This is a genomic window from Acinetobacter sp. ANC 3929 (genome assembly GCF_000369405.1).
Classification (GTDB): Bacteria; Pseudomonadota; Gammaproteobacteria; order Pseudomonadales; family Moraxellaceae; genus Acinetobacter.
This window is the reverse complement of record NZ_KB849994.1, coordinates 34,648-53,290: the sequence shown is the minus strand read 5'-3', so window position 1 is coordinate 53,290 and position 18,643 is coordinate 34,648. Positions and strand designations below refer to the sequence as shown.

Sequence of the window (18,643 nt, the reverse complement as noted above, 5' to 3'; positions counted from 1 at the left end):
ATTCTGTTCGGCAATAAATCTGCATACTTTCAGGTACAATTCTATTTGCCTTTGCATCACTGGCTTTCTAAGGTCACTCTGATCATGATCAACACAAAATGCCTTTGTCCTGATTGATGTCGATTAAACCAGCCTTTTTCTCAAATAAATAAGACCGAGTAAGGCAAACGCTAAACCGATAAAGGACGGAGCATAACCAAAAGGCGTTGCTAACAGCCCAACGATGACAGCACCTGCGACCGCACCGCCATAATTAAAAATATTAACGCGAGCAATAATTTCATCTCGTCGACTTTCATCTAAACGCCCCACAGCAGAATATGTAAGCGGGACCAATGCTCCTACAGCAACACCAGCCAATGCAAAACCCCAAATAACTGTAATTAATGAATGACTTATTCCAGATAATACACATCCGAATGCTCCAATCAGGAGAGTGACCAAAGCCACCCATGTCGCTGTTTTAAATTGCAGTAAATAATCAAGACTTAATCGTGTCAGTAAAATTCCAACTTGATAAGCTGCATAACCTAAAGGAGCAACCGTTGCAGAACTTGCTAAAACATCTTTGAGATAAATTGAACTCCATGTACTGATTGCAGAATCGACTGTAAACACGATCAGAATAATCAGCCCAAAAATCAAAAGTTGTTGATATGGAATCGCTGGTTTCGTTTGCGGATGTAATTCTGCACATTGTTTTTGTTCAAATAACCATTTTCTGGAAAGTTGCGAGGTGATGAATGCAAGCACCACCGCAATGCATAATGCTGTCGTTGCTCCAAACGTAGTTGAAACAGTCGCAGACATGATTAATGCCCCTAAAAATGCAGCTGCTGTGTAACAAGCAAAGAAACCACCAAATACACTTTTACCAAGCCGTTGTTCCATCATAACCGCTTGCATATTCAGTGCTGCATCTAAGCAGCCTAGTCCAAGTCCATAAAGCAAAAAGCTCGCAATCATGAGAATCATATTTGGACTAAATGCAGCAATTGCTATTCCGATGGCTTCAAAAATAAAACCTGTCACAATAGCAAGTCGTGAGCCAAGTTTGACCGCTATACGATCAGCTAAAATTGAACCGAGCGCTGCTGCAATGCATACACCCAGAATAATCAGCGATAACTGATCTTCTGAAAGTCTAAATCGACCTTTTATCGTAGGAAGTGCTGTCATCACGGTCGCATAGCCAAGACCTTGTGTCGCAAACCCAAGCGCAATCACTTTCCTCGTTTTGCCGAGCATTAGGTTGTTTACATCTTGAATATTATGATTGAGGTCCATGCCTGACTCACTTCATTATTTTTAAATATGTGCTTGGATATTTCTTCGAACACTTCCGGTGTCGATTATTTTGAATTTTGATCTAAAACGATTCTGAAAATAAGGGCAATAATTGAAAAATAAGGGGGGTAATTCGGACAACAATTATTTAAGCAGCGTTGTTGCGTAAACCGCCCCCATACACCAATTCAACACAGCAAAAAAAATACTTTACATTATCCCTCAAACAACCTAAAAAAAATTTAGCCAATCCAAAACAATCTTAATTTTACTGACTTTTATAAATAAAGAAAGATAATAGCAAACAGTAAATTTTTAATGGAAAAAGCATCTAACACTTCATTCAAGTGGTTAGACAGACAGCCTTTATCTAAAGCCATCTATAAATTCTTTTTCCATCCAAAGCCAACACAGCCCCCCCTATACGATTGAGGAACTCAAACATGACTGCATTTTTCTATGGACTGGGTATTGGCTTTTCTTTAATTTTAGCGATTGGTGCGCAGAATGCTTTTGTTCTAAAACAAGGCTTAAAGCAGCAACATGTCTTTTGGGTCTGCTTGATCTGTGCACTTTCAGATTCTATTCTGATTTATCTTGGCGTCACGGGCTTTTCGAAAATCGTGGTCGACTTCCCCTTGATCGTGACCATTGCCAAATATTTTGGTGCTGCTTTTTTATTTTTTTATGGACTTCGAAACTTTTACTCAGCCATAAACAATAGCTCCGCACTCAATCCAAGTGAAATAGAAAAAGATTCCTTACTTAAAATTATTGGCATGTGTCTCGCCTTTACGTGGCTAAATCCACACGTCTATTTAGACACTGTGATTTTAGTTGGTTCGATTTCAGTTCAATTTGCAGATGACCTTTATTTATTTGCTGCTGGAACCATCCTTTCATCTTGGCTGTTCTTTTTCGCTTTGGGCTATGGCGCAAGAGTTTTATTGCCTTTGTTCAAAAAAGCCAGCTCTTGGAGAGTTTTAGATGTTTTGGTTGGAATTATGATGTGGGCAATTGCTACCAAGTTAATTATGTAAAAATAAAAAAGCCCTTATTTGCATAAGGGCTTTTTCGTATTTGGCGGAAGCGGTGTCCGTCTAACACCAATCCTAAGAAGTCCAATCCAATATTATAAATTAATATTTTTCAATTAATTACAATTACACCCATCCAACTCAGTCTTGTCTAATCCGACTATTTCCAGTATTTTATGAGGGGTAATTTGAGGGGTAGACAATAACATGCCAAAGAAAGCTAAAGAGCTATCTGCGCTTAGTGTAGCAAAAATTAAAGAGACTGGTCGATATCACGTAGGTGGTGTTGATGGTCTTTGTTTAAACGTCGAAGGAACTTCCCGTGTCTGGATTTTACGTGCGGTGGTGGGAAAACATCTGGATAAAGATGGAAAATTAAAACCTCATCGACGTGATATTGGTATTGGTCCATACCCTGAAGTTTCTTTAGCTGAAGCTCGTGCTAAAGCCACTGAATTAAAATTACAAATACGAAGTGGTATTGATCCAATTGTCCATCAACAGGAACAGCTTGCAAAGCTTCATGTTCAGCAACTACGGAACAAAACATTCATGGAATGTGCAAAAGTTGTTATTGCCAATAAAACCCGTGAACTCAAAAATGAAAAACATATTGGACAATGGTCATCAACACTAGAAACTTATATTTACCCAACTTTGGGCAATCTTACTATTAGTAACATTACCAAAGCCGATATTGCTGAAGTTTTAAGACCTATTTGGGTTGAGAAAAACGAAACAGCCAAACGTATCCGTGGTCGTATAGAAACCATTTTTGATTATGCCAAAGCAATGGGATATTTTGAGGGTGACAACCCTGCCGAATGGAAAGGCAATCTTGAACCTATATTAGGTAATTTAAAGCAGGAATCACGCCCTCACCCATCCCTGCCCTATGAACAGGTTGCTGAGTTTATCCAACACTTAAGACAGAAAAAAGGAATTTCACCAAAAGCTCTGGAATTTGCAATTTTAACCGCCTGTCGCTCTGGTGAGATTTTTGGGGCGAAATGGCAGGAAATTGATTTTAAGAATAAAGTCTGGATTATTCCTAAAGAACGTATGAAAGCAGAAAAGGAACATCATGTGCCTTTGTCGAAAGAAGCGATAAGTTTGCTTGAATCAATTCAAAATCATACTCTAATTCAAGATTTCATCTTCCCTGCGCCACGGAGTGGTGAGATGCTTTCTGATATGTCTTTGACGACCCTAATCAAACGACTGCATGAGCAAAAGCTTAAAGAAAATGGCTTAGGCTATATTGATCCCAAACAAAACCGAGTCATTACAACGCATGGCTTTCGGTCTACTTTCCGTGATTGGTCGGCAGACAAAACAGATTACCGTAGAGAAGTGTGTGAACATGTTCTCGCACACAAACTTCCAGATAAGGTTGAAGCTTCTTATTTACGTGGAGGCTATTTAGAAAAACGTAAAGGCTTAATGGCTGATTGGGCAACATATATCATGCACAAATAGCCTGAAGCCATGTGGTACAGCTCAAAAAAGTACAATCCCAATTACAAAAACACTTAATATAAAAATAAGAGATAAAGGAATTTTATCTCTTATAAATCTGAATTTTAATTGCTCATCCATCCAACTAATTTGATGTTCCCAAAAGAATTTGTAATGAGCATACCAATTACTAAAAAGGATCTGCTTACTTATCCCACACTCGCTTTAAGTAAGCGAATCCGAAATAGAGAAACGCTGGCGTAACACTATAAGTAGCTAAATAAAAAAACAATATAGAAAATCTAACTCCACCCATGAGAGGTGGAGTTAGCTTGATTTATTTCAGTGAATGTATTGATTATTCTTGATTGTCTAAATACTTTTCAGCATCCAATGCTGCCATACAACCCGAACCAGCCGAGGTAATCGCTTGACGATAAATACTGTCTGCCACATCACCCGCAGCAAATACACCCTCGATAGATGTAGCTGTTGCATTACCCGTAGTTCCACTTTGGACTTGGATATAGCCATCACGTAGGTTCAATTGACTTTCAAACATTCCTGTATTGGGTTTATGTCCAATCGCAACAAACAAGCCTTGCACTTGAACATCTTGGATACTTGCATCTTGAGTGGATTTAATACGTACCGCCGTTACACCTGTGTTGTCACCTAAAACCTCATCAACTTGATGGTTCCAAATAATGCTGATTTTGCCCTCTTTTTCTTTGGCAAAAAGATGGTCTTGCAAAATCTTTTCAGAACGCAGACTGTCACGACGGTGTACCAGTGTCACATGTGCAGCGATATTTGACAGATATAAAGCTTCCTCAACCGCAGTGTTACCACCACCAACCACCATGACATTTTGGTTTTTATAGAAGAAACCATCACAGGTTGCACAGGCACTCACACCCTGCCCCATGAAAGCTGCCTCTGACTCAAGACCTAGATATTGAGCCGTTGCACCTGTTGCAATAATCAGTGCATCACAAGTATATTCACCCATGTCACCTTTGAGTACGAATGGGCGAGTTTTGAGATCCACCTCATTGATGTGATCATAGACCATTTCTGTACCAAAGCGTTCTGCATGCGCCTGCATACGCTCCATGAGTACAGGACCAGTTAAGCCCTCAGCATCGCCAACCCAATTATCAACTTCAGTCGTTGTTGTTAATTGCCCGCCTAATTGTAGTCCAGCAATCAATGTTGGTTTGAGGTTGGCACGAGCTGCATATACGGCTGCACTATAACCCGCAGGTCCCGAACCTAAAATAATTAAACGAGAATGTTGATTTTGCATTTAATTTTCTCCAGCATTCTACAAACTTCGCTGATTAACACGTTTTGATAATTCTTCAGCAGATTCTTTACGCTCAGAATAACGATCAGTTAAATACTGACTTTGCCCCCGTGTCAGCAAGGTGAATTTATACAGCTCTTCCATCACATCCACGATACGGTCGTAATACGATGATGCTTTCATTCGCCCATCTTCTTCAAACTCTAAAAATGCTTTTGGAATTGAAGACTGATTCGGAATCGTGATCATCCGCATCCAACGCCCTAAAATACGCATTTGATTGACACTATTGAAAGATTGCGAACCACCACTGACTTGCATTAGTGCCAGTGTTTTTCCTTGAGTGGCACGAATCGCACCACCTGCCAATGGAATCCAATCTATCTGTGACTTAAAGATCGAACTCATTGAACCGTGACGTTCAGGCGAACACCACACCATGCCCTCTGACCATGCCAAAAGCTCATGTAGTTCTTTTGCTTTTGGGTGTTCCATATCCGCATCTTCTGGCAAAGGTAGCCCTTTCGGATGAAAAATTTTAACCTCAGCACCAAACTGTTCCAAGATTCGACCTGCTTCCATCACGGCTAAACGACTATACGAACGCTCACGGTTAGAACCATATAACAACAAAATACGTGGCGCATGATCTAACGATTTAGCTTGAACTTTTTCCAAAGTTGGCTGTTCAAGTAGCTCCATATCAACATTAGGAAGATTCATTACAATTACACCGATTTAAAATACTTTTTTCTGAGCCATAGAGACACACTCACTAAAGCGATCAATACAGGTACTTCAACTAAAGGACCAATCACGGTGGTAAATGCCACAGGTGAAGCCAAACCAAAGGTTGCAATCGCTACAGCCAAAGCCAACTCAAAGTTATTACCAGCAGCCGTGAAAGAAATTGCTGTGGTTTTAGGATAGTCATTGCCCATCCATTTACTCATAAAGAAGCTGATGAAAAACATCACAATAAAATAAATCGTGAGTGGGATTGCGATACGCAGAACATCCAATGGTAAGCTCACTACATCACCACCTTTTAGGCTAAACATTGCCACGATGGTAAAAAGAAGTGCCAATAAACTGAGTGGGCTGATCTTGGGTAAAAAGACATTTTGATACCAATCTAAGCCTTTGGCTTTGACCAAAACCAAACGAGTCAAGAAACCAAGAAGAAATGGAATCCCCAAGTAAACCAACACCGCATGGGTAATCGTCCAGAAATCAACATTGATCACTTGCCCTGCAATACAGAAATAGGGTGGCAAGAATGTGAGGAACAGCCAAGCATAGGTACTAAAAAACAGAATCTGGAAAATACTATTGAATGCCACCAACGCTGCTACATATTGGTTATCACCACAGGCTAAACCATTCCACACCAAGACCATTGCAATACAGCGAGCCAAACCGATCAGGATCAAGCCTGTCATGTACTCTGGATAGCTATGTAAAAAAATAATTGCTAATGCAAACATTAATACAGGCGCAATCACCCAGTTCTGCACCAAAGACAAAGTTAAGGTTTTCTTGTCTTTAAACACTTGTGGCAAAGTAGCATAGTCCACTTTGGCTAAAGGTGGATACATCATCAGAATCAAACCAATCGCAATTGGAATATTGACGGAATCCACACTCATTTTGTCTAAAGTAACGGAAGCTTGCGGAAAGAACACACCTATCGCAATCCCCAATGCCATGGCGATAAAAATCCATAGAGTGAGGTTACGATCTAGAAAAGATAATCTTTGTTGAGCCATGATGTTCTCATTCAATATGCGAAATTTGATTGATTGCTGCAATCAAATCTGGGCGAGACATATGAGTTGTATCTAGTGCCAATAAAGCGTCTAAGCGGCGGTTGATATGATCAACAGTAACTTGGAATGCTTTTAATTTTTCTTCTTTCGGCAAATCTAAATGTGAAGGATCAGCCAAGCCCCAATGTGCCTTAATCGCTCCACCTAAATAAAGTGGACACGCTTCTTGAGCTGCTGAATCGCAAACAGTAATCACGACGTCAGGTTGATATTGTTCGCAGTCATCAATGGTTTTACTCCACAAACCATCTGTTGAGAGACCAAGATTTTCTAAAGTTTCTATAGTCAATGGATGTACTTGCCCTGATGGCTTACTACCTGCACTGTATGCTTTCCATCCTTCAGGCGCACGACTGTTAAAAAGGACTTCTGAGAGGATGCTACGGCAACTATTTCCAGTACACAAAAAAAGAAATTTCATATTCTATTACTCACAATAGCTATTTATTTGGATATTTTGGGAATCTTTATTTACTATGGTTTGACTGCTTACCAAAAGATTCAGAACGTCATGGCACCACATTGGTAATTGCGGATTAATGCTGTAATACACCCATTGGCTTTGTCTCCTGTCCTGTAAGAGACCAGAAGAACGCAATAACGCTAAATGCCTAGAAATCTTTGGCTGACTCAGTTGCAACTTTTCAGTCAAATCACAAACACATAATTCTTTATTCTCAGCGACTAAAGTCACGATATTTAGTCGAGTTTCATCTGATAAGCATTTAAAAAAATTAACTTGGTCCATTCTTAACTCCCATTCACTTATTTGGATATGCGGATAATCACATACAAAAAGTAAAATTTTTAATTCACTCGTTGACCATTTTCATCAATCACTTTTTCACCATCCTCTTTCGTAAAGGCACCCTTCTGAGGTAATGGTAGAATATCTAAGACAACTTCAGAAGGACGGCTTAAGCGAGTGCCTAATTCAGTAACAACAAATGGTCGATTAATCAATATTGGATGATCAAGCATAAAACTAAGTAACTGCTCATCACTCAAATCACTACGATCAAGGTCTAAATCCCGATAAGGATCTACATTCTGGCGAATGGCCTCTCTTACTGTTAATTTTGCATCCTGAATCAATTTAACTAATTCGTCATGACTAGGTGGTGTAATGAGATATTCAATCACAGTTGGCTCAATCCCTGTATTACGGATCAAAGCCAAAGTGTTGCGAGATGTCCCACAAGCTGGGTTGTGATAAATCGTCACAGTTGATGAAGTTGTCATCGAATTGAGCTCTTTTGATAATTTATAATATCTTTATATTCGAATTACCATATATATGCAATACCATATGTTTTGTTTTTTATTAGAGAATAAGGCTCTTTTGAAAAGAACCTCATTACTATCAAAATTCTATCTACTAAATCATCCTATTTTTTTAACTTAGCAGCTACGACTGTGTATGTTTCTCCCTCAGCCTTTAATTCAAAATCAACTTTTTGCCCTACTGCAAGCCCATTCAATAATGCAGGATCAGCAACTTTAAAGCCCATGGTCATCGCAGGCCATTTAATCGCAGGAATTGCCTCATGATCGAGTGTCAAAATATTTTCTTTCGTATCAATAGCCGTAATCACTCCAACTGCTTGAGTTGTCGTTGCTGTAGATGATTCTTTACTCATCTGCTCCATAGGCGCTTCCGCTTTCTTTTGCTCTGACGCCTCATTTTTACTACATGCACTTAACGCAGTAACAGTGGCAACAAGAGCGACAATTTTAATAAATTTAAACATAATAAAACCTCTTTGAACGAAATAAGAAAACTATCAAGATTTTGATAGTTTTCTTTTGATTAAAAGCTGATATGCAGCGGGAATAACAAACATTGATAAAAGTGGAGCTGAAATCATGCCCCCAACCATAGGTAAAGCAATACGACTCATCAATTCAGAGCCCGTTCCAGTTCCTAAAAGGATAGGAATCAAACCCGCCAGAATGACAGCTACAGTCATCGCTTTAGGGCGAACCCGTAGTACTGCCCCTGTACGAAGGGCATCATTGAGTTGCTGCTCAGTTAAAGATGATAAATTTTGTTGAGCATGTTCTATCGCCTGCTTTAAATAAAACAACATGACCACTCCAAACTCTGCGGCAACACCGGCAAGTGCAATAAAGCCTACTGCAATGGCAATTGAGAAATTATAACCACTGAAATACATTGCCCAAATACCACCAATTAAAGCGAATGGTAGAGTCAGCATAATCAGAGCAGCATCTTGTACTTGTCTAAAAATCAGATACAGCAATAGAAAAATGATCATCAAAGTGATTGGTATTACTACCTTTAGGCGAGCATTTGCTCTTTCCATAAATTCAAATTGACCTGAATAACTAATACTCATACCCGCAGAGCGTTTCACTTGTTGGTCAATAGACTGTTTCAAATCCCGAACAACGGAGGCTAAATCACGTCCTTGTACATCAACATAGACCCAACCACTTGGACGAGCATTCTCACTTTTTAACATCGGAGGACCATCTGTGATTTGAATGTTGGCAACACTACTCAAAACAATTTGCTGACCTGATTCAGTCAGAATTGGTAAATTTCTTAATGCCTCAAGTGAATCTCGAATTTCTCGCGGATAACGTACATTAATAGGATACCTTGCTAACCCTTCAACAGTTTCACCAATATTTTCCCCACCAATTGCTGATGACACAATTTGCTGTACATCGGTGATATTGAGACCATAGCGTGCAGCTTCCATTCGATTAATATCGATATCAACATATCGCCCACCAGTGAGTCGTTCAGCTAAAGCTGAGCTAACACCGGGCACTTTTTTGGCAACCTGTTCAATTTGTTGTGCTACCCGATCAATATCTTGCAAATCATTTGCTGAAATCTTGATCCCGATTGGGCTTTTAACCCCGGTCGCCAACATATCAATTCTGTTACGAATAGGCGGCACCCAGATATTTGTTAAACCCGGTACTTGAACAGCTTTATCCAGTTCTTTTATCAACTTATCTGGTGTCATACCTGAACGCCATTCAGATCGTGGTTTAAACTGAATCGTGGTTTCAAACATTTCTAAAGGTGCAGGATCTGTAGCCGACTCTGCTCGCCCAGCTTTACCAAATACAGTGGCAACCTCTGGAACAGTTTTAATCATTCGATCAGTCTGTTGAAGTAATTCAGAAGCTTTTGCTGCGGACAATCCCGGTAAAGCTGAAGGCATATACAGTAAATCACCTTCATCCATATTAGGCAGGAACTCTCCACCTAATTGCGTTAAAGGAAAAAGACTGATAAGAAAAATGAGTAACGCACCTAATAACGTTGTCTTTGGATAAGCTAAGACTTTATCTAACATAGGACGGTATATTTTGATGAGAAAACGGTTTAATGGATTCCGTTGTTCAGATGGTAACTTCCCGCGAATCCAGTATCCCATCAAAACTGGAATCAATGTAATAGATAGCCCCGCAGCAGCAGCCATGGCATAAGTTTTAGTAAATGCCAATGGAGAGAACAATCGTCCTTCTTGTGCTTGCAAAGTAAAAATGGGAATAAAGGATAAAGTAATGATGAGTAAACAGAAAAATAAAGCAGGCCCAACCTCACTGGCAGAACGTGTAATGATGTCCCAACGCTCTTGTATTTCTAAAACTCGATCAGGATGTTCATGTTGCCAAGCTTCGATATGCTTATGTGCATTTTCGACCATAACCACAGATGCATCAACCATAGCACCAATCGCGATTGCAATCCCACCCAATGACATGATATTGGCATTTAGTCCCTGATAATACATCAATAAAAAGGCTGACAAGATTCCCAAAGGCAAAGAAACAATCGCAACCATTGCTGAACGTAAATGCCAGAGGAATAGCCCACAAACCAAAGCCACTACAATAAACTCTTCAATTAATTTATGGCTGAGATTCTCTACCGCCCGATCAATCAATTGACTGCGGTCATACACAGAAACAACTTGTACACCTTTCGGTAGACTTTGTTGTAATTCAGCAAGTTTTTCTTTTACAGCAGTAATGGTTTCACGTGCATTTTTACCAGCACGTAAAATCACAACACCTCCAACAGTTTCCCCTTGTCCATTGAGTTCAGTAATTCCACGACGCATTTCAGGACCGAGTTGAATCATTGCAACATCTCCAAGAGTGATTGGAACACCTAAATCGTTTGTACGTAACGGAATCTGCCGAAAATCTTCTAATGTTTTTAAATAACCTGAAGCTCTCACCATATATTCAGTTTCAGCCATTTCTAGGACTGAACCGCCAGTTTCCTGATTTGCCTTTTGAATTGCTTCAATTATGCTTCGCTGAGTTATACCGAATGCTGCCATTTTGGTTGGGTCTAAAACAACTTGATATTGTTTAACCATCCCCCCAATTGTGGCGACCTCAGCCACATTTGGTACTGTCTTCAGTTCATACTTCAAAAACCAATCTTGTATGCTTCGCAGTTGTGAGAGATCATGTTGCCCTGTTGGATCAACCAAAGCATATTCGTAGATCCAACCAACACCTGTAGCATCTGGTCCTAATGAAGATTTTGCATTTGCAGGCATTCTTTCTTGTATTTGATTGAGATATTCCAATACACGAGAACGTGCCCAATAAAGATCAGTATGTTCATCAAAAATGACATAAACAAACGAATCACCAAAAAAAGAATAGCCCCGAACAGCTTTAACACCGGGTACTGATAACATGGTCGTTGTTAAAGGATAAGTCACCTGATTTTCAACAATTTGTGGTGCTTGACCGGGAAAATTAGTTCGCACAATCACTTGTACATCAGACAGATCTGGCAAAGCATCAACCGGAGTATTCTTGACAGCCCAAGTTCCCCAAACGGCAAGAACTACAGCAGCTAATAAGACAAATACTCGATTTGTAATTGAAAAACGAATAATACGGGCGATCATAATGGTTCTCCCGTTTAGTTCTGCATAGATGTCATAGACATCTTGGAAATGTCAGAAATAACATAAGCATCCCCAACACGTGTAAAACGAAAACTGACCTGCTCGCCTTGCTGAATTTGGGTAAATGGTTGTACTGGTTGTTTAAAGCTCATGGTCATAGCCCCCCACCCCAATTCAGCAATTGCATGATGTGAAATGGTAATGTCTTGAGCTGTAACTTTTTCCACTTTACCAATGCCTTGGTATATTGATGCCTTAGTCACTTGAGATGATGTAATCGATTGTCCAGTGTTCAGCTTATCCAGTACACCCTGTAAATTGGCCTCAGAATCAATTAGGAATTGTCCCGAAATCACGATTTTCTGACCAGCGTTCAAACCCTGTAGAATTGCTATTTTATTTCCGTCACTCTGTCCTAACTGTACAACAACAGGTTCGAAACGCCCTTTTTCATGTGCGACAATAATAATATTACGAGTACCTGTACGTATAACAGCTTGCTCTGGCACAACTAAACTGCTTTGAGGATTGTTGGAAAATTTGACAGAAGCAAACATTCCGGGCTTGAGTTGCCCCTCTCTATTGGGTAACTCAATACGAACTTTTATGGTTCTGCTTGTAGTATCTAATGTCGGTAAAATATCAATGACTTTGCCAGACACTTTTTGAGGGTACGCAGCAAAAGTTGCTTCGATTTTATCTCCTCGCTTTATCCCAGCAATTTGCGTTTCAGGCACTGCTGCTTCTAACCAAATTGGATTCACGCCTTTAATGGTGGCAAGTGTTTGCCCCATAGCTAAAGCCATTCCACTACGAACTTCTAGTGAGTCAATGAATCCACTCAAAGGAGCACTCAAAGTCATATTAGACTGTACTTGATGTGTCCGTTCGACTTGATGGATCACATTTGGTGGGATTCCCAGAAGCTGTAGGCGTTGTCGACTTGCTTGAATAAGAGAACGGTCTCCTATTTTAAGTACTGCCAAAAACTCAGTCTGTTCCCCAGTCCACTCAGGGATTGAAATATCAGCAATCGGACTCCCTTGAGTCACTATATCCCCGACTGCATGGCCATAAACACGCTGAACAAAACCACTTGCTCGTGTTTGCAGAATTGCTACCTGTCGTTCATTCGCTTGTAATATGCCATTGGTTAACAAGGTATTGCCCATTACAGCCTGTTCGACTGTGGCATAACGAATGGCTAGATTTTGTTGAAGAGCTGGATCAATCTTTACTCCTGCACTTTCAGTTATTCCAGAAGTACTTTCATCCGCATACTTAGGGACTAACTGCATATCCATAAAAGGGGATTTCCCTGGCTTATCAAAATGCTGTTCTGGTTTCATTGGATCGTACCAGTACAACACTTTAGCAGTTGCCTGATCACTTACAGTTTGCTTTTCATCATTTTGATGCGCATACCAATATCCAATCCCACTACCGACTCCCAAGCTGCCCACAATCAAGCCAGCAATTACAAATGCCAATTTATTTTTTAACATTATCTTGACTCCTCAGCATGGTTTAAGGTGGGTTCTACAAAAGAAAAATAGAGCTGGGCTTTGATCATTGCTTGCTGTTGTTGTAAATCGATGAGACGTAATCGCTGATTTAGTAATGCTTGTCGTGTCTCAATGACATCTGACAAATTGGCTTTACCAGCCTGATAACTTGCTAACTGTAAAGTTACTTTTTCTTTAGCCAAAGGAAGTGTACTTTGAACGGTACGTTGGATTTGTCTTTCAAGAGCTTTTAAATCCGATAGCCCCTCATCTAACATGGTGAGATGGTCGCGGTATTTTATCTCCTGATCTGCTGTAATCCGATTTTGTTCAGCTAATGCTGCCTGAATGAGCGGACCACTACGTTTTTTTGAAAATATTGGTAGTTCTGTTGTCAGTTGTACACCAATCATATCTCCAAATTCAGGAGCACGATGCTGATAGGCAAGCTCAATACCCCAATCTGGTTTTTGAAGGGCTTGGGCTTGCTTAAGCTTTGCTTCAACAGTTTGCTTTTCTGCTTGGAATGCTTTTAGTTCAGGGTGTTGATGCAGATGATGATATAAACGTGATGTATCAAAATTAATTATAGGTTCTTGGGTAGGCAAACTTTCTATTTCAGTTGTACCACTAGAATCCTCACTGATTAATCGGTGTAATTCTAGTTTTGCCTTATTTATATCTCGAAGCAAATCATCTTTTTGATCAAGCAAAATAGTTTTGTCCAGCCTAGGGGAAATTGTATTAGCAACCATGGTTCGACCAGACGCAACCTGTGTTTGTGTAATCTGGGATAGCAATCCATTTTCTGAAAGAAGGTCATCATATAACGCCAGTTTACGCTCAAGATAAAAACGTTTAAGCCATGCCGATGCTACTTTTTGACGTAACTCAATTCGCAGAATTTCTGTTTGAGCATTTGCTGAACCCAATTCAGCTTTTGCTAATTCAACTTCAGCTAATCTTTTGGCACGATTTGGAAAATCTTGCATGATGCCAATCTTTTGCATCGTCATCCCCTCTTGTGTGACAGACCATGCAGCATCACCTGATACAGGGTAATTATCGAGACCCACAAATAGTTTAGGATTGGGCAAAATACCTGAAGCTGAAACTATATTCTCAGCACCTTCAATCTGAGCACTATTAGCTCTTAGAGCAGGCGCATATCGCTCAGCAAGCTTCAATGCTGTATCCAAAGTCAGTGGCTGGGCATAAGCATGTCCATAACTCAAGAAAAAACAGATCGTCGCAATCGAGCATCCACCCCATTTTAGGGACAGCTTTCCTTTATTAAAGTTCATATTTTTAGCTCTAAAATGATGTACACGCGCACGTGCAGAACACCCATAGAAAACTCTATGAATGATGAAGAATCATCAAATTAGTTAAAGCGTGGGGGTTTCCATAAATTGGAAAGATCAGATGAGATGAAATTTTGATTTAATGGAGAAAAAGTAGACTGTTCCGCAGGTAAAAAAATCATCGACTGCAAAACATCCAGCGCTGTAGATGTATATGCAATTTTAGAAAATGACATAATACAATCTTGCTTAGACATACATGATGGATCATGTAATTGCTTCTTAATCTTTACCTCAGCTTTCATACAATCCATGTGCATAGCACTTGCTTTTTCATGATCTTCAGAATTCATCATTTGCATGGATTGTGTATCTTGAGATGACATTAAACATGGGCTATGTACAGATGCAGCAGCTGCTGCCGATCCTACAATTAGGATAGCAAAAGATAAAAACAGCGATAAGCATGTCCTTAACAAGTGCATAACATCAAGACCAAAATTTAACCTTTTTAGTTTTACAGATTATCCTGTAAATAACAATCCTATAATTAATTAAACTAATTCATTAAACAGCGGTTGTTGGTTTATATCAACAACCGCCTTCTAAATTAAAACCGACTTATAACTTGATAAGTTATAAAGGAAAATAAATAAGCCAATGAAAAGAGATATACAGCCATTACGACTGGTTGTTTCCAACTCCCTGTTTCTCTTCGAATGGTCGCTAGTGTTGCTAAACAATGCGGGGCAAAGATAAACCAAACTAACAATGACATACCTGTCGCTAGCCCCCATCCATCCGGACCAGATATTTGAGATAATAAAGTCTGGGTAACTGCATCTTCATCACCAGACATTGCATAGATCACCCCTAACGCAGCAATAATCACTTCACGAGCTGCCATTGCAGGAATCAAAGCAATACAAATTTCCCAAGTAAATCCAATCGGAGCAAATATTGGATGGATTAGATGCCCTAACTGTCCAGCAATACTATAATTGATTGGTGGCATTGTTGGATTATCAGGTGGTAAAGGGAACGTTACCAAGAACCATAATAAAATAGAAAGTGCGACAATAATTCCACCAACTCTTTTTAAGAATATAGTTGCTCTATCATAAAGCCCCAAAGCTACATTTCGAACATCTGGAATACGGTATGTAGGTAATTCAAAAATGAAAATACTTTCAGTTTTATCTTTTCTGACTAATTTCAGGAATAAAGAAACCAATAAAGCGGATACGATTCCTGACATGTAAAGCCCGAACAGAACTAGACCTTGTAAACTGAGCCAACCATAAACCAACTTGTTTGGAATGAATGCAGCGATCAGCAAAGCATATACAGGTAGTCGTGCAGAACACGTCATTAAAGGTGCAATCATAATCGTTGCTAAACGATCTCTTTCAGAGCTAATACTTCTAGTCGCCATGACTCCGGGAATTGCACAAGCAAAGCTCGAAAGTAGTGGAATAAATGAACGCCCACTTAAACCAGCTTTAGACATCAGCTTATCTAACAAAAAAGCAGCTCTAGGTAAGTATCCCGATTCTTCTAAAATTAAAATAAAGAAAAATAAGATCAGAATTTGAGGCATGTACGCGAGTACACTACCAGCACCTGCAATTACACCATCAACGACCAAACTTCTTAAAAGTGGATGAGTAATCAGAGGTCCTATCGCCCCACCAAACCATGAAATCGAATCCTCAACAAAGGAAATTAACGGTTGAGCCCAAATAAAGACAGCCTGAAACATTACAAACATGGTAAAGGTCAATATTAATAATCCAAAAACTGGATGTAAGAATATTTTGTCCAAGAAAGCCGTTCGTTTATCACCATTATCATTTTTCAAGATGACTTGTTTTGTAATATATTTGATTTGGTCAAAGTGACTCAGATCAGAATGATAAGGGGCAACAAACAAATTCTTTTGATCCAATTGGGTCAATAGCCCCTGAATGCCTTTTGTTTTTACAGCTACTGACTCAACAACAGGAATACCTAAAAGCTGAGATAGCTTCGTTGTATCAATTGAAATCCCACGCTTTCTAACCTCATCCATCATGTTAAGAACAAGTAACATTGGTCTGTTTAAAGCCCTGACTTCAAGTACAAGACTTAAATGAAGATGAAGATTCGTAGCATCGACAACACATACAAAAATATCAGGTATAACTTCGCCTTTTAATTCACCAAAGCATACTGCTCTAGTTACCTCCTCATCTAAACTGCTCGGTTTTAAACTATAAGTCCCAGGCAAATCCAATACTCGAACGGTATCACCAGATGGCAGTTTAAAAAATCCCTCTTTCCGTTCTACCGTTACCCCAGCATAATTTGCAACTTTTTGACGAGTCCCTGTGAGGGTGTTAAAAAGTGATGTTTTACCGCAATTAGGATTACCAACAAGTGCAATATTTTTAGTGTCCATTGGTAATCTCTACAAAAATTCGTTCTGCTTCATTTTTTCTTAAGGCGAAACGTGAGGTTTCGATTTGAACCAACACAGGATCACCACCAAAAAGCCCTTTCGCAAGCACTTGTAAGGATTCACCTACTCTAAAGCCCAGCAGTTCTAAACGCTCCAGAACAGGATCATTTTTATCTTGATACTGTTCACCCTTTTTAAGATCAATGATTTTTACAGTCTGGTCTTGCTTTACTTGAAATAAATTCATTGTCAGCACCCTACTTCAACGCCAAAATTTTTCGAGCGCCATTCAGTACAAACAGTGAAACAAGAATACCAATAATCAAATCTGGGTAAGCTGAACCAGTCCATGCAACAAGTACACCTGCTAAAATAACCCCCATATTTACTATTACGTCATTAGCTGAAAAGATCCAACTCGCTTTCATATGGGCTCCGCCATCTCTATGCCCAGAAATGAGATACAAGCACGTCACATTGGCAATAAGTGCTAAGAAGCCAATAATGATCATCAAATCTGACTCTGGTTCACTACCGAACATGAAACGTCTGACAACATCAATAATAACGATCAAAGCTAATAAAAGTTGAATCCATCCTGCAAAATGAGCTGCTTTTAATTGGTATTTAGCCGCTTTCCCTACCGCGTAAAGTGCTATACCGTAAACGGCCGCATCAGCAAACATATCAAGAGAGTCCGCAATGAGCCCCGTCGATGCGGCAATAATTCCACTTATGAACTCAATAAAAAAAAGAACACCATTAATCGCTAGTAATAATTTAAGGACTTTCGCCTGCTTAGTCGGATCTGGTGTTTCAGGCAATTCCCCAGTGGCTTTTACTGTTTCCACGAGCTTTGCACCAAAACCTAGGGCTTCAAGTTTTGTGGTAATTTCATTAATCCCATTGGTATGGAAAACAACTAACTGTCTTTGCGACAAATCAAAAGATAAACCTTTAACTTCATGCAAGGGAGAAAGTGCCATTCTTACCATTTGCTCTTCTGCCGAACAATCCATCTTCGGAATCAGAAAAGTACTAGCTTCTTGTGCTTGTTCTTTATTTTCATAAGCTTCAGTTTTATTTAATTTTGCCCCAAATCCAAGAGCTTCAAGTTTTGCAGTGATTTCATTACTTTCACCATTATGCAGAACTTTTAGGTTTCGGTTCGGCAAATCAAAAACCAAGCTCTTAACATCTACCAATGAAGATAAAGTCATCCGAACCATTTGTTCCTCTGCGGAACAATCCATTTTCGGGATGCTATAGTCACTGATGAAAGTCGCTGTATCTTCACTCCCCCTAATCTTTTCAGGTGAAGTTATCGAATCCGAACCACAGCATGAATTCGACTGCTTACTACCGCATGAATCTTTTTCATCAGGGTTAGGTTCTTGCTGTACCTCATTATCGCAACAAGAACTTTCACTTTCTTCTGTAGCTAAATCTTTAATTTTACAAGAATCTGTTTTTGATTCATTTTGTTTTTGCTTAGTGTCTTCACAAGAACTTTCTTGATTACAACCGCAACCACTCATTGATGTGCCTATAGTCA

18 protein-coding genes are annotated in these 18,643 nt (G+C 39.5%); 2 read left to right on the top strand and 16 right to left on the bottom strand.

Annotated elements, in window-relative coordinates; translation table 11 throughout:
- Window positions 1-123 precede the first annotated feature (123 nt).
- A complete protein-coding gene (locus tag F909_RS19500) occupies window positions 124-1,287 on the bottom strand; it encodes an MFS transporter (protein WP_005144806.1) in 1,164 nt (387 codons plus the stop codon).
- Window positions 1,288-1,730: 443 nt separating this feature from the next.
- On the opposite strand from F909_RS19500, the gene F909_RS19505 reads away from it, so the two are divergent.
- Together F909_RS19505 and F909_RS19510 are read left to right on the top strand one after the other, a co-directional pair.
- Complete coding sequence (locus F909_RS19505) at window positions 1,731-2,327, top strand: LysE/ArgO family amino acid transporter (RefSeq protein ID WP_005144803.1); 597 nt, start codon at window positions 1,731-1,733, stop codon at window positions 2,325-2,327.
- A gap of 204 nt (window positions 2,328-2,531) precedes the next feature.
- Window positions 2,532-3,803, top strand: a complete 1,272-nt coding sequence (locus F909_RS19510; protein WP_004699746.1) for a tyrosine-type recombinase/integrase — start codon at window positions 2,532-2,534, stop codon at window positions 3,801-3,803.
- 21 nt (window positions 3,804-3,824) lie between these two features.
- Here F909_RS19510 and F909_RS21705 read toward each other — a convergent pair whose 3' ends face one another.
- The 15 genes from F909_RS21705 to F909_RS19580 form a co-directional block, all read right to left on the bottom strand.
- Window positions 3,825-3,983: a hypothetical protein gene (locus tag F909_RS21705; protein ID WP_324097330.1), complete on the bottom strand. Its 159-nt coding sequence runs from the start codon at window positions 3,981-3,983 to the stop codon at window positions 3,825-3,827.
- Window positions 3,984-4,140: 157 nt separating this feature from the next.
- Window positions 4,141-5,091, bottom strand: a complete 951-nt coding sequence (gene trxB / locus F909_RS19515) for a thioredoxin-disulfide reductase (protein ID WP_004699744.1) — start codon at window positions 5,089-5,091, stop codon at window positions 4,141-4,143.
- An 18-nt stretch (window positions 5,092-5,109) separates the two neighbouring features.
- Window positions 5,110-5,814, bottom strand: a complete 705-nt coding sequence (arsH, locus tag F909_RS19520) for an arsenical resistance protein ArsH (RefSeq protein WP_004699742.1) — start codon at window positions 5,812-5,814, stop codon at window positions 5,110-5,112.
- Between the two features lie 5 nt (window positions 5,815-5,819).
- A complete protein-coding gene (arsB, locus tag F909_RS19525) occupies window positions 5,820-6,860 on the bottom strand; it encodes an ACR3 family arsenite efflux transporter (protein ID WP_005144801.1) in 1,041 nt (346 codons plus the stop codon).
- Between the two features lie 7 nt (window positions 6,861-6,867).
- Entirely contained in the window at window positions 6,868-7,341 is a 474-nt protein-coding gene (locus F909_RS19530; protein ID WP_004699737.1) for an arsenate reductase ArsC, read from the bottom strand.
- Window positions 7,342-7,347: 6 nt separating this feature from the next.
- On the bottom strand, window positions 7,348-7,668 hold the full coding sequence (locus F909_RS19535) for a metalloregulator ArsR/SmtB family transcription factor (protein WP_004699734.1): 321 nt from the start codon (window positions 7,666-7,668) through the stop codon (window positions 7,348-7,350).
- A 59-nt stretch (window positions 7,669-7,727) separates the two neighbouring features.
- Window positions 7,728-8,162, bottom strand: coding sequence for an arsenate reductase (glutaredoxin) (arsC, locus tag F909_RS19540; protein WP_004699732.1), 435 nt, complete (start codon window positions 8,160-8,162; stop codon window positions 7,728-7,730).
- Between the two features lie 146 nt (window positions 8,163-8,308).
- The gene (locus tag F909_RS19545; RefSeq protein WP_004699729.1) at window positions 8,309-8,671 is read right to left on the bottom strand and encodes a copper-binding protein; all 363 of its coding nucleotides are present in this window, start codon (window positions 8,669-8,671) and stop codon (window positions 8,309-8,311) included.
- Between the two features lie 33 nt (window positions 8,672-8,704).
- Entirely contained in the window at window positions 8,705-11,839 is a 3,135-nt protein-coding gene (locus tag F909_RS19550; protein WP_005144795.1) for an efflux RND transporter permease subunit, read from the bottom strand.
- A 14-nt stretch (window positions 11,840-11,853) separates the two neighbouring features.
- Window positions 11,854-13,344, bottom strand: coding sequence for an efflux RND transporter periplasmic adaptor subunit (locus F909_RS19555; RefSeq protein ID WP_004699726.1), 1,491 nt, complete (start codon window positions 13,342-13,344; stop codon window positions 11,854-11,856).
- The gene (locus F909_RS19560) at window positions 13,344-14,648 is read right to left on the bottom strand and encodes a TolC family protein (protein ID WP_005144794.1); all 1,305 of its coding nucleotides are present in this window, start codon (window positions 14,646-14,648) and stop codon (window positions 13,344-13,346) included. Before F909_RS19560 ends, F909_RS19555 begins: the two co-directional genes overlap by 1 nt.
- A gap of 80 nt (window positions 14,649-14,728) precedes the next feature.
- On the bottom strand, window positions 14,729-15,133 hold the full coding sequence (locus F909_RS19565; RefSeq protein ID WP_004699723.1) for a hypothetical protein: 405 nt from the start codon (window positions 15,131-15,133) through the stop codon (window positions 14,729-14,731).
- A gap of 125 nt (window positions 15,134-15,258) precedes the next feature.
- Window positions 15,259-17,088: a ferrous iron transporter B gene (gene feoB / locus F909_RS19570; RefSeq protein WP_004699721.1), complete on the bottom strand. Its 1,830-nt coding sequence runs from the start codon at window positions 17,086-17,088 to the stop codon at window positions 15,259-15,261.
- Window positions 17,078-17,335, bottom strand: a complete 258-nt coding sequence (locus F909_RS19575) for a FeoA family protein (RefSeq protein ID WP_004699719.1) — start codon at window positions 17,333-17,335, stop codon at window positions 17,078-17,080. Before F909_RS19575 ends, feoB begins: the two co-directional genes overlap by 11 nt.
- A 10-nt stretch (window positions 17,336-17,345) precedes the next feature.
- A complete protein-coding gene (locus F909_RS19580) occupies window positions 17,346-18,626 on the bottom strand; it encodes a cation efflux transmembrane domain-containing protein (RefSeq protein ID WP_005144792.1) in 1,281 nt (426 codons plus the stop codon).
- Between the last annotated feature and the right edge of the window lie 17 nt (window positions 18,627-18,643).

Bases quoted from the DNA above. Each gene is read 5' to 3' on its own strand.
- F909_RS19505 (WP_005144803.1), top strand. From the start codon at position 1,731: ATGACTGCATTTTTCTATGGACTGGGTATTGGCTTTTCTTTAATTTTA.
- F909_RS19530 (WP_004699737.1), bottom strand. From the start codon at position 7,341: ATGAAATTTCTTTTTTTGTGTACTGGAAATAGTTGCCGTAGCATCCTC.
- F909_RS19545 (WP_004699729.1), bottom strand. From the start codon at position 8,671: ATGTTTAAATTTATTAAAATTGTCGCTCTTGTTGCCACTGTTACTGCG.
- F909_RS19575 (WP_004699719.1), bottom strand. From the start codon at position 17,335: ATGAATTTATTTCAAGTAAAGCAAGACCAGACTGTAAAAATCATTGAT.
- F909_RS19580 (WP_005144792.1), bottom strand. From the start codon at position 18,626: ATGAGTGGTTGCGGTTGTAATCAAGAAAGTTCTTGTGAAGACACTAAG.
- F909_RS19535 (WP_004699734.1), bottom strand. From the start codon at position 7,668: ATGGACCAAGTTAATTTTTTTAAATGCTTATCAGATGAAACTCGACTA.
- feoB (WP_004699721.1), bottom strand. From the start codon at position 17,088: ATGGACACTAAAAATATTGCACTTGTTGGTAATCCTAATTGCGGTAAA.
- arsB (WP_005144801.1), bottom strand. From the start codon at position 6,860: ATGGCTCAACAAAGATTATCTTTTCTAGATCGTAACCTCACTCTATGG.
- F909_RS19560 (WP_005144794.1), bottom strand. From the start codon at position 14,648: ATGAACTTTAATAAAGGAAAGCTGTCCCTAAAATGGGGTGGATGCTCG.
- F909_RS19565 (WP_004699723.1), bottom strand. From the start codon at position 15,133: ATGCACTTGTTAAGGACATGCTTATCGCTGTTTTTATCTTTTGCTATC.
- F909_RS19555 (WP_004699726.1), bottom strand. From the start codon at position 13,344: ATGTTAAAAAATAAATTGGCATTTGTAATTGCTGGCTTGATTGTGGGC.
- arsC (WP_004699732.1), bottom strand. From the start codon at position 8,162: ATGACAACTTCATCAACTGTGACGATTTATCACAACCCAGCTTGTGGG.
- arsH (WP_004699742.1), bottom strand. From the start codon at position 5,814: ATGAATCTTCCTAATGTTGATATGGAGCTACTTGAACAGCCAACTTTG.
- F909_RS19510 (WP_004699746.1), top strand. From the start codon at position 2,532: ATGCCAAAGAAAGCTAAAGAGCTATCTGCGCTTAGTGTAGCAAAAATT.
- F909_RS19550 (WP_005144795.1), bottom strand. From the start codon at position 11,839: ATGATCGCCCGTATTATTCGTTTTTCAATTACAAATCGAGTATTTGTC.
- trxB (WP_004699744.1), bottom strand. From the start codon at position 5,091: ATGCAAAATCAACATTCTCGTTTAATTATTTTAGGTTCGGGACCTGCG.
- F909_RS19500 (WP_005144806.1), bottom strand. From the start codon at position 1,287: ATGGACCTCAATCATAATATTCAAGATGTAAACAACCTAATGCTCGGC.